This window comes from Pseudomonas jilinensis (genome assembly GCF_003586265.1).
Lineage (GTDB): Bacteria > Pseudomonadota > Gammaproteobacteria > Pseudomonadales > Pseudomonadaceae > Halopseudomonas > Halopseudomonas phragmitis.
Map to the genome: position 1 here is coordinate 32,377 of NZ_QJSA01000012.1, position 15,144 is coordinate 47,520.

General features: G+C 58.6%; 12 protein-coding genes and 1 tRNA gene. 7 read left to right on the forward strand and 6 right to left on the reverse strand.

What is annotated here, in order from left to right; all coding sequences use genetic code 11:
* Positions 1-4: 4 nt before the first annotated feature.
* From C2846_RS13685 to flhA, 5 genes are all read right to left on the reverse strand, one after another.
* Positions 5-382 (reverse strand): chemotaxis response regulator CheY, encoded by a 378-nt coding sequence (locus tag C2846_RS13685; protein ID WP_095624626.1) that lies wholly within the window; start codon positions 380-382, stop codon positions 5-7.
* A gap of 177 nt (positions 383-559) precedes the next feature.
* The gene (locus tag C2846_RS13690) at positions 560-1,297 is read right to left on the reverse strand and encodes an RNA polymerase sigma factor FliA (RefSeq protein WP_095624580.1); all 738 of its coding nucleotides are present in this window, start codon (positions 1,295-1,297) and stop codon (positions 560-562) included.
* Positions 1,294-2,121: a flagellar synthesis regulator FleN gene (gene fleN, locus C2846_RS13695; RefSeq protein WP_119701689.1), complete on the reverse strand. Its 828-nt coding sequence runs from the start codon at positions 2,119-2,121 to the stop codon at positions 1,294-1,296. Before fleN ends, C2846_RS13690 begins: the two co-directional genes overlap by 4 nt.
* Positions 2,122-2,150: 29 nt before the next feature.
* On the reverse strand, positions 2,151-3,503 hold the full coding sequence (gene flhF / locus C2846_RS13700; protein ID WP_119701690.1) for a flagellar biosynthesis GTPase FlhF: 1,353 nt from the start codon (positions 3,501-3,503) through the stop codon (positions 2,151-2,153).
* A gap of 22 nt (positions 3,504-3,525) precedes the next feature.
* A complete protein-coding gene (gene flhA, locus C2846_RS13705; RefSeq protein ID WP_095624583.1) occupies positions 3,526-5,652 on the reverse strand; it encodes a flagellar biosynthesis protein FlhA in 2,127 nt (708 codons plus the stop codon).
* A gap of 167 nt (positions 5,653-5,819) precedes the next feature.
* Between flhA and C2846_RS13710 the strand changes: the two genes are divergently transcribed.
* Both C2846_RS13710 and C2846_RS13715 read left to right on the forward strand, forming a co-directional pair.
* A complete protein-coding gene (locus tag C2846_RS13710) occupies positions 5,820-7,022 on the forward strand; it encodes a tetratricopeptide repeat protein (RefSeq protein WP_165443827.1) in 1,203 nt (400 codons plus the stop codon).
* Between the two features lie 2 nt (positions 7,023-7,024).
* The gene (locus tag C2846_RS13715; RefSeq protein ID WP_119701692.1) at positions 7,025-9,358 is read left to right on the forward strand and encodes a bifunctional diguanylate cyclase/phosphodiesterase; all 2,334 of its coding nucleotides are present in this window, start codon (positions 7,025-7,027) and stop codon (positions 9,356-9,358) included.
* A gap of 1 nt (position 9,359) precedes the next feature.
* Here the strand turns inward: C2846_RS13715 and C2846_RS13720 are convergent, their stop codons facing one another.
* The gene (locus C2846_RS13720) at positions 9,360-9,803 is read right to left on the reverse strand and encodes a group I truncated hemoglobin (RefSeq protein WP_119701693.1); all 444 of its coding nucleotides are present in this window, start codon (positions 9,801-9,803) and stop codon (positions 9,360-9,362) included.
* A gap of 87 nt (positions 9,804-9,890) precedes the next feature.
* On the opposite strand from C2846_RS13720, the gene C2846_RS13725 reads away from it, so the two are divergent.
* The 5 genes from C2846_RS13725 to C2846_RS13745 all read left to right on the forward strand — a co-directional run bounded on the left by C2846_RS13725 (position 9,891) and on the right by C2846_RS13745 (position 15,139).
* Positions 9,891-10,889 (forward strand): LLM class flavin-dependent oxidoreductase, encoded by a 999-nt coding sequence (locus C2846_RS13725; protein ID WP_080051121.1) that lies wholly within the window; start codon positions 9,891-9,893, stop codon positions 10,887-10,889.
* A gap of 863 nt (positions 10,890-11,752) precedes the next feature.
* Positions 11,753-11,826, forward strand: a tRNA-Gly gene (locus C2846_RS13730).
* A gap of 23 nt (positions 11,827-11,849) precedes the next feature.
* Positions 11,850-13,493 carry a group II intron reverse transcriptase/maturase gene (gene ltrA, locus C2846_RS13735; RefSeq protein ID WP_119701694.1) on the forward strand — a complete coding sequence of 548 codons (1,644 nt, stop codon included), beginning with the start codon at positions 11,850-11,852 and terminating at the stop codon, positions 13,491-13,493.
* 402 nt (positions 13,494-13,895) lie between these two features.
* Positions 13,896-14,630: a hypothetical protein gene (locus tag C2846_RS18570; RefSeq protein WP_131038221.1), complete on the forward strand. Its 735-nt coding sequence runs from the start codon at positions 13,896-13,898 to the stop codon at positions 14,628-14,630.
* Positions 14,631-14,794: 164 nt separating this feature from the next.
* The gene (locus C2846_RS13745; protein ID WP_119701695.1) at positions 14,795-15,139 is read left to right on the forward strand and encodes a hypothetical protein; all 345 of its coding nucleotides are present in this window, start codon (positions 14,795-14,797) and stop codon (positions 15,137-15,139) included.
* Positions 15,140-15,144: the final 5 nt, after the last annotated feature.

A 15,144-nucleotide genomic window follows, 5' to 3' on the forward strand; every position in this document is an offset into this window, starting at 1 on the left:
TGTGTTATTTGGCCTGAACGCGCTCGAAAATCTTCTCGATCTTCTCTTTCAAGGCTTGCGCGGTAAAAGGCTTGACCACGTAACCGTTGACCCCGGCCTGAGCCGCTTCAATGATCTGGTCGCGTTTGGCTTCAGCGGTAACCATCAGCACCGGCAGGTGCTTGAGGCGCTCGTCGGCCCGCACTGCGCGCAGCAGGTCAATGCCGCTCATGCCCGGCATATTCCAGTCGGTCACCAGAAAGTCGAAGTTGCCACTTTGCAGCATGGGCAACGCCGTGGTGCCATCATCGGCTTCAGCCGTGTTGGTAAACCCCAGGTCACGCAACAAATTCTTGATGATGCGCCTCATCGTCGAAAAATCGTCAACGATGAGAATTTTCATGTTCTTGTCCAAGTAGACCTCCGTACAAACCAGGGGAAATGCAGGCTCGCTCGCTGCTCACCCGTTGCCATGTTCAAGCCTGTCGAACCACCTAAGGAAACACTGAAAACCCATATTGCCAGCTATCATCCGCCTTGCGTCAGGCCCAGGCGCATTGTCCGGATGCTGGCGATAAAATCAATCGTCGCGCCAATCGGCCAGGCGGGCCCGCAGACGAGCGGCGCACTGGCTGTGCAACTGACTGACCCGTGATTCACTGACCCCCAGTACGGCGCCGATTTCCTTGAGGTTCAATTCCTCGTCGTAATACAGCGACAGCAATAGGCGCTCACGCTCGGGCAATCCCTCGATCGCATTAATCAAGGCGACCCGAAAGCGCTCATCCTGAAGCCCACCCAGAGGTTCAGCCTCGGCCTGAACATCGGTCGGCGCCCCAGACTCAAGCAAATCGTCAAAACTGAACAGCTTGCTGCCGGCGGTATCGTTGAGGATCGCGTAATATTCCTCAAGACTCATCTCAAGTTCGGCAGCAACTTCATTATCTTTAGCGTCACGCCCCAAACGAGCCTCAACCGAACGGATCGCATCACTGACCAGGCGGGTGTTGCGGTGTACCGAACGCGGAGCCCAGTCACCCTTGCGCACTTCATCCAGCATGGCCCCGCGAATGCGGATGCCGGCATAGGTTTCAAAGCTGGCGCCCTTGCTGTTATCAAACTTGCGGGAGGCTTCGAGCAAGCCGATCATACCGGCCTGCATCAAGTCTTCAACCTGCACACTGGCCGGCAACCGACCGAGCAGGTGATAGGCAATACGTTTGACCAGCGGAGCAAATTGCTCGACCAGTCGATCCTGATATTCGGCTGTGCTCTGCGCGCGGGTATACATGCTCACTCCACCAGCCAGTGCCGTCATGCGTCGGATCCGACTTGCTGAACCAGACGCTCCACGAAAAATTCCAGATGGCCGCGCGGATTGGCGGGCAAAGGCCAGCCATCGACTTTCTGGGCAATCGCCCGAATCGCCATGGAGGCCTTGCTGCGGGGATACAGGTCATATACTGCGCGCTGCTTCTGCACCGCCTTGCGCACCATCTCATCAAATGGCACCGCCCCCACGTACTGCAGAGCCACATCCAGGAAGCGGTCAGTCACCTTGGTGAGTTTAGCAAACACCGTGCGACCTTCCTGTGGGGTATTGACCATATTGGCCAGAACCCGGAAACGGGTCATGCCAAAATCACGGTTGAGCAGCTTGATCAGCGCATAGGCGTCAGTAATCGAGGTCGGCTCGTCACAGACTACCACCAGCACTTCCTGGGCGGCGCGCACGAAACTCAGTACCGAATCGCTGATACCGGCGGCGGTATCGACGATCAGTACATCCAGGTCATCGCCAATTTCGCTGAAGGCCTGGATCAGGCCAGCATGTTCCTGAGCATTAAGATGGACCATGTGCGACACGCCGGAAGCGGCCGGTACCACCCGTATTCCACCAGGACCGGGGATCATGACATCCCTGAGATCACAACTGCCTTCCAGCACGTCAGCCAGGGTAGCCCGCGGCTTGAGCCCCAACAGCACATCGACATTGGCCAGGCCAAGGTCGGCATCCAGCAGGACCACACGTCGCCCGAGCTCGGCCAGGGCCAGGCTGAGGTTGACCGACACATTGGTCTTGCCGATCCCGCCCTTGCCGCCGGTGACTGCGATCACTTGAACCGGATGTTTGCTTCCCATCTCGTTGTATACCTTGCCTTAGTAAAATCTCAACTTGCGCGTTGTTTATGCAGTATACCGGCAAAAACGTCAGCCATAGCCTGATCTGCGGGTGCTTCGTTGCTAGCCAGGCTTACAGCCCGGCTGACCAGTTGGTGCCCCACGGCCCGATTGAGGTCATCGGGAATGCGCTGGCCATCGGCCAGATAGGCTACCGGTAAACCGTGCTCCATCGCCAGCCCCAATGCTTCACCCAGCGTGGCCGCTTCGTCCACCTTGGTCAGAATACAGCCTGACAGCGCGCAACGCTTGTATGTGTGATAGGCAGCTTTGAGTACTCGATGCTGGCTGGTGGCAGCCAATACCAGCAGCGTACGCACCTGACGGCCCTGAGCTGCCAACTCACTGAGCTGATTGTTCAGGTGCGGATCATTGGCCTGCAGGCCGGCGGTGTCGATCAGCACCAGACGCTTGCCGGCAAATTCGTCGAGCACCTCGCTCAGACTGTTCTGCTCATCGACGACCCGCACCGGCACATTGAGAATCCGTCCCAGGGTGCGCAATTGCTCATGGGCGCCGATGCGATAGGTATCCATGGTTACCAAGGCGACATGCTGGCTGCCGTGCTTGAGCACATAACGCGCGGCCAGTTTGCCCAGCGTGGTGGTTTTGCCGGCACCGGTCGGTCCGACCAGGGCAATGGCACCGCCCTGCTCGATCAACTCGTCACGCACGACCGGAATGCTGTGGGCCAGATGGGCCAGCAGCAGCCGCCAGGCCTGACGGTTATCCGCCACATCGGCAACTTTATTCAGCAGGCCCTGGCACAGCTCGGCCGGCAGCCCGATTTGGGTCAGTCTACGCCAGAGACTGGCCTGGCGCGGCTGGTGCTGGTTGACCTGCCCCCAGGCCAGGCTGCCCAACTGCGATTCAAGCATTTCGCGCAGACCGGCAAGTTCTGCCCGCATGGCACTCAAGCCAGCGTCTTCAGCCGCCGGATTGCGACTATCGAGCGGTTCGGCGGCCGCCGGCGCGGACTGCTCAGCGCGTTCGCGCTTGAGCCGGGCCAGCAGGTCACGCGCCACTGGCGAGCCGTCTTCGGCAGCCTGCAGCATGCTGTCGCCGAATAATTGACGATTGACCCGGGGCGCCTCCTGGGGGCGCTCCCCCAACTCCAGTTGCGCCCGGGCATTGACGATACGCTCCTGGGTCTTTTTCAGCTCCAGGCTCAGCCCTGGGGTCGGCGGGGTCAGACGCGGCGCCTCATAATCCAGCGCAGCGGTCAGCTCGATACCGCCGGCCACCCGACGATTGGCAATGATGGCGGCTTCCGGCCCCAGCTCCTCGCGTACCAGCTTCATGGCCTGACGCATATCGGCGGCAAAGAAACGTTTGACCTTCATGGCTGACCTCTAGATTGTTGGCTCAACTCTGACCGACCGTGGAAACGATGGTCACCTGCTTGCTGTCAGGAATTTCCTGGTACGACAGCACATGGGCTCCTGGGGTGGCGTAGCGAACAAACTTGGCCATCATGCCGCGGATCTGTCCGGCTACCAGCAGAATCGCCGGCTTGCCCTGAACTTCCTGACGCTGCACCGCGTCGGCCAGTGAGCGTTGCAGCTTCTCGGCCATACCCGGCTCCAGCAGAATCCCTTCGTCGCCACCCTGCCCTGCCTTCTGAAGGCTCTGAAGCAATATCTGTTCCAACTTGGGATCAAGAGTGATGACAGGCAGCTCGGAGTCAAGCCCGACGAGGCCTTGAACGATGGAGCGCGACAAGGCCACACGCACGGCGCCAATCAAGGCGCCGGGATCTTGACTCTTGCCCGACTGATTGGCGATCGCCTCGGCGATGGTGCGGATATCGCGAACCGGCACCTGTTCCTGCAGCAAGCCTTGCAGCACCTTGAGCAGCCCGGACAGGGAAATGATCCCCGGCACCAGTTCTTCGGCCAGCTTGGGCGATGCCTTGGCCAGCACCTGCAACAACTGCTGAACCTCTTCATGGCCAATCAGCTCATGGGCATGCTTGTGCAGGATCTGGTTAAGATGGGTGGCAACCACGGTACTGGCATCGACCACGGTATAGCCCAATGCCTGAGCCTGATCCTTCTGCATCGCTTCGATCCAGACTGCATCCAGGCCGAAGGCCGGATCTTTGCCGGCAATCCCCTTGATTTCGCCGAACACCTGACCAGGATTGATCGCCAGTTCGCGGTCCGGATGGATTTCCGCCTCAGCCACCCCGACTCCCATCAAGGTGATGCGATAGGCATTGGGAGCCAGGTCAAGGTTGTCGCGGATATGCACCGAAGGCATCAGGAAGCCCAGGTCCTGGGACAACTTCTTGCGCACACCCTTGATCCGCGCCAGCAACTGCCCACCCTGGTTGCGATCGACCAGCGGAATCAGCCGGTAACCCACCTCAAGCCCGACCATGTCGACCGGTGTGACATCATCCCAGCCCAGCTCCTTGGCTTCCGGGCGCTGCACCGCGGGCAGTTCAGCCTGCTGACGCTCGACTTCGGCCACTTCCTGGGCCTTAACCTTCTGACGCTGGGCGATCCAGTAGGCCGCGCCGGCTGCCAGCGCACCCAGGCTGAGGAAGGACATGTGCGGCATGCCGGGAATCAGCCCCATGACAATCAGGATCCCGGCCGCAATCGTCAGCGCCTTGGGCGAGGCAAACATTTGACGCTGAACCTGTTCGCCCATGTCTTCGGAGGTCGATACCCGGGTGACCATGATGGCCGCGGCGGTGGACAGCAGCAGCGAGGGAATCTGCGCGGCCAGGCCATCACCGATGGTCAGCAGCACGTAGATACGCCCGGCGTCGGTGAAGGCCAGATCATGCTGGGCCATACCGATCGCCAGTCCGCCGATGATATTGATCGCCAGAATCAGCAAACCAGCCACCGCATCACCGCGCACGAACTTGCTGGCACCGTCCATGGAGCCGTAGAAGTCGGCCTCCTGGGCGACTTCCAGACGCCGGCGCCGGGCCTCGTCCTGATCAATCAAACCGGCATTGAGGTCAGCGTCGATGGCCATCTGCTTGCCTGGCATAGCATCCAGGGTGAAGCGCGCACTGACTTCGGAGATCCGCCCGGCCCCCTTGGTGACCACCACGAAGTTGATGATCATGAGGATCGCGAACACCACCAGACCGACTACGTAGTTACCGCCGATTACCACCTCGCCAAAGGCCTGGATCACCTTACCGGCAGCATCACCACCCTCATGGCCATTGAGTAGCACTACCCGGGTCGAGGCTACGTTCAGCGCCAAACGCAGCAACGTGGCAACCAGCAGGATGGTCGGGAACACGGCAAAGTCCAGCGGCCGCAAGGCATAGGCACAGACCAACAGCACCACCAACGCCAGCGCAATGTTGAAGGTGAAGAACACATCGAGCAGGAACGGCGGCATCGGCAGCATCATCATGCCGAGGATGACCAACAGCAGGAACGGTACGCCGAGATTGCCGTGCCGCAGGCCTGCCAGATTGGCCCGCATGGAAGTTACCAGTTGTCCGCGATCTACAGCCATGCCCTTGCGATTCCCCATCAATAATTTGACGCAAAACGTCCAATACACGGCTATACGCAAGAACCGTTCCAGCCTGGCAGTACTCTAAATAATCCGCGCCCGGTGCTATGCTATTGCCGTTGGCTGTTTGCTCAATCGACGCATTGGCCCGTACCAGAAGAGAGTTCATGCGCACCTATTCCGTTCTGCTGCTGAGTGCCCTTGCACTGGCTCTTGCCGGCTGCGAGTCATTACCTGATCGTCAGGATGCCGACGACAGATCCGGCGCCTGGTGGAGTAATACAGACAGGCTCCTGCGCCTGCTCAACGACGACCCGCAACCTGAAAAAGCGCGCCAGGCGGAAGTCGAGGCCCTGTTTGCCCAGCCTTACATCGACCCACTGACCCGTTACCTGGAAACCCACGCCCAAGACGAGGACTACGCCGCCCAGCACCAGCGTGTTAGCAATGAACGTGATCGCCGCTGCGCTGAAGTGGCTGCTCGCTATCGGCAACGCCCAGCTAATCAGGACAATCTGAACCGCTATCGCCAGGGCTACCAATACTCCTGTCCCGATGACGTCAAACAGTTTGCCTCCCGGGTCGCTCAGCAGCGTCCACGCCCCGTCACCGTCCAACCCCAGGTCGAAGCTGGCCCCTCGCCCAGCCGCCAGCAAACCAACGACTGCTATCTGCTGTTTACCATTCGCAATCTGCAACAGGCACGCCAAAGCTGTCAGGCACCAGCCGAACAAGGCGACGCCCAGGCCCAGCATCACCTGGCCAGCCTGTATCACACCGCCAACGAGCATGCCAGTGCCTTTGACTGGGCCCAGCGCTCTGCCGCTCAGGGTTACGCACCCGGGCAACTGCTGCTCGGCCAGTTTTACCAGCAGGGACTGGGCGTGGAACAGGATGAGCGCCAGGCGCTGATCTGGCTGGAGCGGGCCGCCAATCAACGCCTGGCCGAGGCGCGCCATGCTTTAGCCCTGGTCTACCGCCAGGGCCAGGGCACCACGCCAGATCCAGACAAGGCTCAGCGGCTGCTGACCCTGGCCGCCAATCAGGATTATCTGCCGGCCCAATTGCTGCTGGCCGAGCTGTATCAGACCGGCGAGCTGGCCGGGCCCGGCAAGAGCCGGCAATGGCTTGAGCGCGCCGCCAACCAGGGTTCGGCCGAGGCCCAGTACCGGCTCGGCAACAGCTATGCGCAAGGCATCGATGGGCCGAGTGATAATCAGGAGGCTTATGTCTGGTACAGCCTGGCCCTGCTCAACGGTGAGCAACGCGCCCGACCGCGAGTCGAGCAACTGACCGGACAACTCAACCAGGAACAATTGCGCCTGGCCCAGGCTCGCATTCAGGCCACCCTCAACGGCAGGCGTCCCTGATCATGCTCGGCGCGCGGTCGGTGCGTCGCGGCATCATGCTGATCCTCGGTCTGCTGGTCGCGCTGTTCATTGCCGGCATGTGGTTGATGTCCAGCCTGAACCTGGGGTTTGCCCAGCAGGCCATGTCGGACCTGCGTCAGCGCCAGATTGCCGACACCTTCTACGCTAACCTCGACCGCATCAATGCTCACCACCAGCGAATGGAACAGCACACCGCCGAACTCGCTCATCTGGGCGAGTTGCTGTATCGCCAGCGACGGGTGCTACCGAACCCGCGCAGCATCCTTGATCAGACCCTGCGCGAAGCCCTGGGCGACTTTCCCGAGGCCTTTGCCGCCGGCCTGTGGTTTCAGCCAGCCACGCTGACCGAAAGCCCCTTTGCCCTGTATGCCTGGCGCGAAGGCGAACGGATTCAGGTGCAGCGCAGCCTGAGTTCCTGGTACACCAGCGACTGGTATCAGCGCATCATTGAGCCTGCCGGCCAGCCTGATGATCAAACCGTACGTTTCAACTGGACACCCGCCTACTACAAGGCCCAGATCAACAATGTGGTCATCAGCCTTAGCACCCTGATGTACGATGACCAGCAGACCCGTATCGGCATGGCGTCCACCGACTGGCGCGCCGACCAGATCATTCGCCTGGTGAGCCGGGTGGAAGTCACCCCCGGCGCCTTTGCGTTCCTGATCGACAGCGAAAACCGCAACCTGTCCAGCCTGGCTCAGGCCGAAGACGTCGAACACGCCCAGCGGCTGATGGATACCATTACCGCCAGCCAGTTGCACCAACAACTCGGCACCCCGATGCTTGATGAAAGCATGTCCAGTCGCCAGTTGGCCTCACCAATGCAGACCCTAAGCCTGGTGGTTGACGACGAAGACTACGCCCTGTTCTTCTCCCTGACCCAGGCCGGCATGGTGTTTGGCATCGGCGTACCGCAAGTCGAGATCGATGCGGTACTGGCACCCATGCGCCAGAGCAATCTGCGTATCGTCCTGCTGATCGGCAGTGTGTTACTGCTGCTGTCGGGCTGGATTCTGTACCTGGTCGCCGGCACATTGCGCCAACTGCACACTCTGTATACCGACAGCCTGACCCGCCTGCCCAACCGCTCCAAGTTGCTGCTAGAGCTCGAACAAAGCGGGACCGGCTCGCTGATCCTGCTTAATCTTGATGCGTTCAAGGAGATCAATGATTTTTATGGTCATCAGTGCGGTGACTACGTTATCCGCCAACTGGCCAGAGCCCTGGGCGAATATCTCGATAGCGTCCCTGGCTGGAACAACAGCCAGCTTTACCGCATGCCAGCCGATGAAATCGCCATCTGGTTGCCCGGACAGCATGGCCCGCAGGCCTTGCAGCAACGCCTGACCGAGCTGCAGAACTTCGTCAGCGGCCTGAATCTGATCTGGCAAGGACAGGATATCCCGCTACACGCCAGCCTTGGCCTGGCCAGCAGTTGGCAAACCGACGGCAGCCTGCTCAGCGGCGAACAGTTGCTGACCTCGGCCAACATGGCGTTGAAGCTGGCTCGGATCAATCAGCGTCACTTCGTGGTGTATGACCCGGCCCACCGCGCCCGGGAAACCTACGAGCACAACCTGACTTGGGCCAACCGCCTCAAATTAGCTCTGGAGCAAGGACGGATCGTGCCGTACTTTCAGCCAATCATGGAGCTCAAAAGCGGCCGCATTGAGAAATTCGAGTGTCTGACCCGGATGCTGGATGGCGATGGCGAGCCGGTCAGCCCCGGCCAGTTCCTGGCCGTCTCCAAACGTATCCGCCTGTACCGCTTCATCACCCGCAGCATGGTCGAGCAGTGTTTCCAGCGTTTTGCCAACAACGACTACGAGTTTTCCCTCAACCTCTCCTGCGAGGACTTGCTGGATACTGGCCTGACCCGGTTCATTCTTGAGCACCTGCAGAACAGCCAGATCGCCCGGCGGGTCATCTTTGAGATCCTTGAGTCCGAAGGGATCGAGAACTACACCGCCGTGCGTCAGTTCATCGACCAGGCCAAAGCTCTGGGCTGCCGGATTGCGATTGACGACTTCGGCACCGGTTACTCCAACTTCGAGCACCTGCTGCGCCTGAATGTCGACATGATCAAGATTGATGGCAGCCTGATCCGCCAACTCGGCAGCGACCCCAACGCCTTGACCCTGACCCGCGGCATTGTCCGTTTTGCCCGGGAACTGGGGATACAGACTGTGGCCGAGTTCGTTCACAGTCCGCAAGTGCTAAAGCAGGTGCGGGATCTGGGCATCGACTTCGCCCAGGGTGCCAGCATCGGCATGCCGTCAGCCGAACTGATTACCCGGATAGAGGCTCTCTGAATCAGCGGGCGATGATGTCCCGGCCCAACGGCCGCAACCGGGTCAGCAGACGACGCTGGGTTGCTGGCGCAATTCCCTCCTCGTCCATCGCCGCCGCCAGATCCTCGAGCATGGCCTGGAACTCGGATTCGGTGATACTCATGCCGGCATGGGCTTCTGCCATGCTGTCGCCTTGATATTGGCAGGGACCGCCACTTTCAGTACACAGCTGCTCGATCAGTTGGATACGTAAGCGCTCGAAGTCTGCTTCAGCAAAGTGATGCACAATGCGCTGATCATCAGCAATCCGGAACAACAGCCCGTCAACCACCCGACTGATACCGGCAAGCCCACCCAGTTCGACAAACAGGCTGCCATCCGGCGGCTGCGGCTGCGACTCCGGTGGCCCGGATCGACACCCCCACAACGCCAACAGACTGATCAGGATGATCGCCAAAACACGCATTTTCGTTTCCCGCCTCCAATTCCGGACTGGACTCAAGCCCGTCAACCGTTAGCATAGAGCATCCCGTTCGCGTAATCAGGAGTTTTCATGAGCGCCTCCGCCGTTCGCCTGTCCGTACTCGACTTGTGCCCGATAGTACAGGGCTCAACCCCGGCTCAGGCCCTGCGCAACGCCCAGGCTCTGGCTCGCCATGCTGAGAACGAAGGCTTTCAACGCTACTGGGTAGCCGAACATCACAACATGACCGGCATTGCCTCGGCCGCCACCTCGGTGGTCATGGGCTACCTGGCGGCCAGCACCGAACGCATCCGCATCGGTTCCGGCGGCATCATGCTGCCCAACCATGCTCCGCTGCAGATCGCCGAACAGTTCGGCACACTGGAATCGCTGTACCCCGGCCGTATCGACCTGGGCCTGGGGCGCGCGCCCGGCACCGACCCGGCTACAGCCGCAGCCTTGCGCCGCGGTCGCGCCGACGGTGAAGATTTCCCCGAGATGCTGGCTGAGCTGCGAGCCCTGTTCGCTCCGTCCCAGCCTGGGCAGCGACTGCAGGCAGTTCCCGGTGCCGGGCTGGACATTCCCATCTGGCTGCTCGGCTCCAGCACCTACAGCGCCCAACTGGCCGGCAGCCTGGGCCTGCCCTTTGCCTTCGCCGGACAGTTTTCACCGGACTATATGTACGCCGCGTTGAACGCCTATCGCGACCACTTCCAAAGCTCGCCAGATCTGCAACAGCCCTACTTCATGCTTGGCATCAATGCCTACGTCGCCGAAAGCACCGAGCAGGCCCAGTTCCTCGCCAGTTCTCACCAGCAGGCCTTTCTCAACCTGCGCCGAGGCCAGCCCGGCCCACTGCCGCCACCCGTTGCCGACATCGACAGCCTGTGGCAGCCGCATGAGCGCCACATGGTCCTCTCGACCCTGGCCGGCACCCTGATGGGTGATGAAGCTACGGTCGCCAACCAGTTAAGCGACTTGCTGGAACGGACCGGGGTCGACGAACTGATCGTCAACTGCAGCATCTTTGATCAGGCGCTGCGCCGTGAAAGCTACAGCCGGCTTCAGAAGGTGGCCGCGAAACTCTAGCGCCCCCTTCCCTGCCAGCCACAACTCTGGTAAAAAGAGCGCCTGCCGAATTCCGGCAGCGCTCCCAAGCGGGTGTAGCTCAATGGTAGAGCAGAAGCTTCCCAAGCGTGCGACCTGAGAGTCGCGGAGGTAGCTAGCCTCTTCATCACCTCAAGCATGAAGAAAATAGCATACTAGCGGTGACCGGTTTTCGGGCCGGTCATCTTCCGCGGTGTAAGCCGTGTGAGTAATTGTCCAGCAGATCTCGATCTGTAGCGGACCGGATGTCCAACCATCCGTAACCTAGGAGCGGTGCGTAGTCGGTAACGACTGGGTGCTGAGCGCTCTGACAATGTAATCACCCCTCAGGGTCTGCTTTGACCCGTGAGGGTCAATGTAGGATCTCGTTCCACAAACGAGTGAGATGCTAGGTTGAATCGAAGGGTTAGCGTAAGCGAACCATCGTCGAAGTGTCGTCAAGCTTACTGAGCTTACGTGGTAAGTGGCTCAGACCCCTCGGGGTAGTGGTCGGCTGGAGCATTGCTTGGTTGCTCCACGTTGGCAACGTGACCACCGGCATTAAGATGGAACTCTCCCGATTCGTGTTACTGACACGGAACAGGGTAAGACCGATGTCATGTCTCCTCGGAGACTAGTTAGCCGCAAGGCGAAGCGATGTGGCAGCGGTTAAAGGATGATGGAAAAAGCGAATGCCGCACTGTAATGGTGTGGATAGGGGATGCAACGATCGCCCCGAGACGAAAGTCTGCTGACTTCCATCAGGTAGTCTGTCGCTAGACAGGCTTGCATATCGAAACCGACCCAAAGGGTGAGCATTCTGCCCTTTGGGGTCGAATAGTGTTCACCCCATGGGTTTCTCATGGGCGGGCGTAGCTCAATGGTAGAGCTTTTGGTTCCCAACCAAATGACGCGGGTTCGATTCCCGTCGCCCGCTCCACTTTCTGATAAGTGGAGGCAGATATGGACACGCTCAAACGTGATGTCGTCTCCCCCCAATGGCACCAATGGCACTCTATCGAGTGGTCAGTTGTGTCCGCACGGGTCAGGAGATTGCAAGCACGCATAGCGAAGGCAGCCAAGGAGTGCGATTGGCGCAAAGTCAGGCAGTTACAACGTCTGATTACAAAATCTACAAGTGCGAAGGCTTTGGCCGTCAAACGAGTAGCTGCAAATCGAGGCCACAAAACCCCAGGAGTTGATGGGCAATTGTGGTCTACGCCAGAAGCGAAGTGGGCTGCGCTGAGAACCCTGGATAGCAAGGGGTACAAGGCAAAACCCTTACGCAGAATACATATCCCGAAAGCCAATGGTGGTAAACGACCGCTCGGAATTCCAACGATGCGTGACAGAGCCATGCAGGCGCTATACCTGCTGGCCCTCGAGCCCGTCTCGGAAACCACGGCGGATCTGAACTCCTACGGTTTCAGACCTCACCGATCCACCCAGGATGCAATGATGCAGTGTTGTAATGCATTGTCTCGTCCGCACTCACCACAGTGGATCATGGAGGCAGATATTCGCGGATGTTTCGACAACATCAGTCACGAGTGGCTGCTGAAGAACATTCCTCTCGACAGGAAGGTCCTGAAGCAATGGCTCAAGGCAGGATTCGTCGATATGCGTACGCTTTTCCCCACGGAGGCGGGCACACCACAGGGGGGAATCATCTCCCCGGTGCTGTCGAACATGGCACTGGATGGCTTGGAGAAAATGCTCAAGGAGCACTTTCCTCGACGCAGCAAAGTGAACTTCGTGCGGTACGCCGATGACTTCATTGTCACGGCGACGAAGGTAGAAGAGCTGGAGAAGGCTAAACACCTGACCCGGCAATTCCTCAAGGAACGAGGGCTTGAACTGTCCGAGCAGAAAACACGGCTAACGCACATCAGCGAAGGTTTTGATTTTCTGGGCTGGACGTTCAGGAAGTTCAACAGCAAGTGGAGCATGACGCCTTCCAAGGATAGTCAGAAGCGGATCTATGCAAAGGTCAGAGATATCGTGAGAAAGCACCGCACATCCTCACAAGGGGTGTTGATTGCGGCGCTCATCCCCGTCTTACGGGGGTGGGGTTACTATCACAAACATGTAGCCTCATCTCGGATTTTCTCCAAACTGGACCACAAGATCTGGCAACTGCTTTGGCGCTGGGCGAAAAGAAGGCATCCAAGCAAAGGCCGACGATGGATCAAGAACCGTTACTGGTCAAAAATCCGAGGTCGCGATTGGGTGTTCAACGATGGGCAGTTCCAACTGTTTCTGCTGTCACGTATCAGGCTCACAAGGCATCTGAAAATACGTGCTGAGGCTAATCCTTATGACCCTGAGTTCGAGGAGTATTTCGAAGGAAGGGTCAGGAGATGGATGGCGGAACACGCTGTAACCAAAACCAGCAGGCTGTGGATGGCCCAACTCGGTAAATGTCCGATTTGCACCGACAGGATTGATCTCCAAACCAAGTGGGATATTCACCACAAGGTGTGGAAGGTCAACGGTGGCGGTGATGAAGACGCCAATCTGGCTCTCGTTCATGTGAACTGCCACAAGCAGATACATGCACGGGGCTGCACAAAATGGCCGCCGGCCTGGCTTAAAACCCAGGCTTAACGGCTGCTTGAGCCGGATGCAGGGAAACTTGCACGTCCGGTTCTTAGGGGGGGACGCGACCGTGAGGTCGTGTCCCTACCCGACTTACGACGAGGGTTCGATTCCCTTCACCCGCTCCAGTAACTCCTTGATATTAAAAACTTATCAGCTCAAAAATCGCTAGATTTCGATAAAGTGTCGAAAAGCGGATTTATTCCCCATGCCAATCCATTCGGCAAATTTCTGCCAAGGCATCAAAGAAAGTCGGGCATCCGACTAGCTTTTGAAGGTCAAGACCTTTCATATCCATCTGCTTTGTTCCACTATGTTCAGCATTAGCAGGCCTTGCTGAAGACCTTGAAGACCTACCCACAACGCGCCCTATGGCTGATCACAGGGAAGGTAGCGCCCGAAGGAATGGACATGGATGAGCATCTAAAACGACAAATCGAAAGCTTGAAACCAAGCATTGATGACGCACCAACCAGGGTGCGGAAACAAAAGAACAAAAGCCCCATAGGTATCTCGACCATACTGGCCATCAGTTTGATAGGTGGCATCATTTATATGGGCGACAGGAACGGATGGGCCGGTCATCTAAAGCGGCAGATAGCGCCACCCACAGCGGGCCTGAAGCAAGAGCCAGCACCTGTACAGCCTGAACAAATAGCAGCACAAGTACCTAGCAAGCCAAGCACCAACCAGCCAACAGCCGAAGAAATATTCTGGCAAAACGTCGAACGAGACCGGCAAGCGCAGGCCAAGCAAGGTGAGCGAAAAACCGTTTTCAATGACAGCAACTATGCGCCACGTACCAATATCAACACGATTCAAGCGCCACGTCAGACCGAAGCAGCAGCGCCACGACAGAGCCAGAGGCTACCGCAGGGACTAAATGGAAGATCCTCAACTATTGCCATGCCATGGAAAGACGCCCGTGGAAGAACCACCTACTGGCGCACATCATTTAGCTACCAAAATAGCCAAATCGATAACAGTAGCTTTTGCAGTAACTACCGAGCAGGGTCCATCGAATACAGAACCTGCCGCAAAGCTGCAAAGGAATGGTTGAAAGGAGAATGTCTGTCAAACAGCACCAGAATTTCAACAGAGTGGCGGCGCATGTACTGCCATGCTGAAGGCGCATTCATTCATTGAAGCTGTCGAGAAAGTACCGAAATCACAGCCGATTTAAGCAATGGCAAGCCAACGCACTGTCCTTATCCGCACCAATCCCTTAACATCGATGCATGCTATATGAGCCAAACCACGCTTTGGGTCGAACTGACCGCCCCAAAATAACAGCAGTCCCGCAACGGTCGATGACCAGGCTGGCTTTCGCCTGGCTGTTGCTGTGCGCCATGCTATTTGGGCTCAATGCCACGGCTCTGGGCGTGCAGGCTGGGGCTGGCAATGGCTTTGTCAGCCAGGCCGAACAACTGTTCTTTGCCTCGCATGCCGACAACATCCGGCTGATCAATGACACTCGGTCCACAAGCCCGACAAGTGATGGCTTGCCCGACCTGCTAGAGCAGGCCCTGATTGCCGCCCTGATCCTGACGGCACCGGCCCATCGAGCCAGCTTCCCTTATGTCACCCAGCACGCCAGCCTCCCGGCAGCGGCCCACTACCTAAGACCCTCCCCACGCGCGCCCCCAGCAGTCTAATCCTC

Excerpts from the sequence above, each read along its gene's own strand:
- C2846_RS13685 (WP_095624626.1), bottom strand. The coding sequence starts at position 382 with ATGAAAATTCTCATCGTTGACGATTTTTCGACGATGAGGCGCATCATC.
- C2846_RS13690 (WP_095624580.1), bottom strand. The coding sequence starts at position 1,297 with ATGACGGCACTGGCTGGTGGAGTGAGCATGTATACCCGCGCGCAGAGC.
- fleN (WP_119701689.1), bottom strand. The coding sequence starts at position 2,121 with ATGGGAAGCAAACATCCGGTTCAAGTGATCGCAGTCACCGGCGGCAAG.
- flhF (WP_119701690.1), bottom strand. The coding sequence starts at position 3,503 with ATGAAGGTCAAACGTTTCTTTGCCGCCGATATGCGTCAGGCCATGAAG.
- flhA (WP_095624583.1), bottom strand. The coding sequence starts at position 5,652 with ATGGCTGTAGATCGCGGACAACTGGTAACTTCCATGCGGGCCAATCTG.
- C2846_RS13710 (WP_165443827.1), top strand. The coding sequence starts at position 5,820 with ATGCGCACCTATTCCGTTCTGCTGCTGAGTGCCCTTGCACTGGCTCTT.
- C2846_RS13715 (WP_119701692.1), top strand. The coding sequence starts at position 7,025 with ATGCTCGGCGCGCGGTCGGTGCGTCGCGGCATCATGCTGATCCTCGGT.
- C2846_RS13720 (WP_119701693.1), bottom strand. The coding sequence starts at position 9,803 with ATGCGTGTTTTGGCGATCATCCTGATCAGTCTGTTGGCGTTGTGGGGG.
- C2846_RS13725 (WP_080051121.1), top strand. The coding sequence starts at position 9,891 with ATGAGCGCCTCCGCCGTTCGCCTGTCCGTACTCGACTTGTGCCCGATA.
- ltrA (WP_119701694.1), top strand. The coding sequence starts at position 11,850 with ATGGACACGCTCAAACGTGATGTCGTCTCCCCCCAATGGCACCAATGG.
- C2846_RS18570 (WP_131038221.1), top strand. The coding sequence starts at position 13,896 with ATGGATGAGCATCTAAAACGACAAATCGAAAGCTTGAAACCAAGCATT.
- C2846_RS13745 (WP_119701695.1), top strand. The coding sequence starts at position 14,795 with ATGACCAGGCTGGCTTTCGCCTGGCTGTTGCTGTGCGCCATGCTATTT.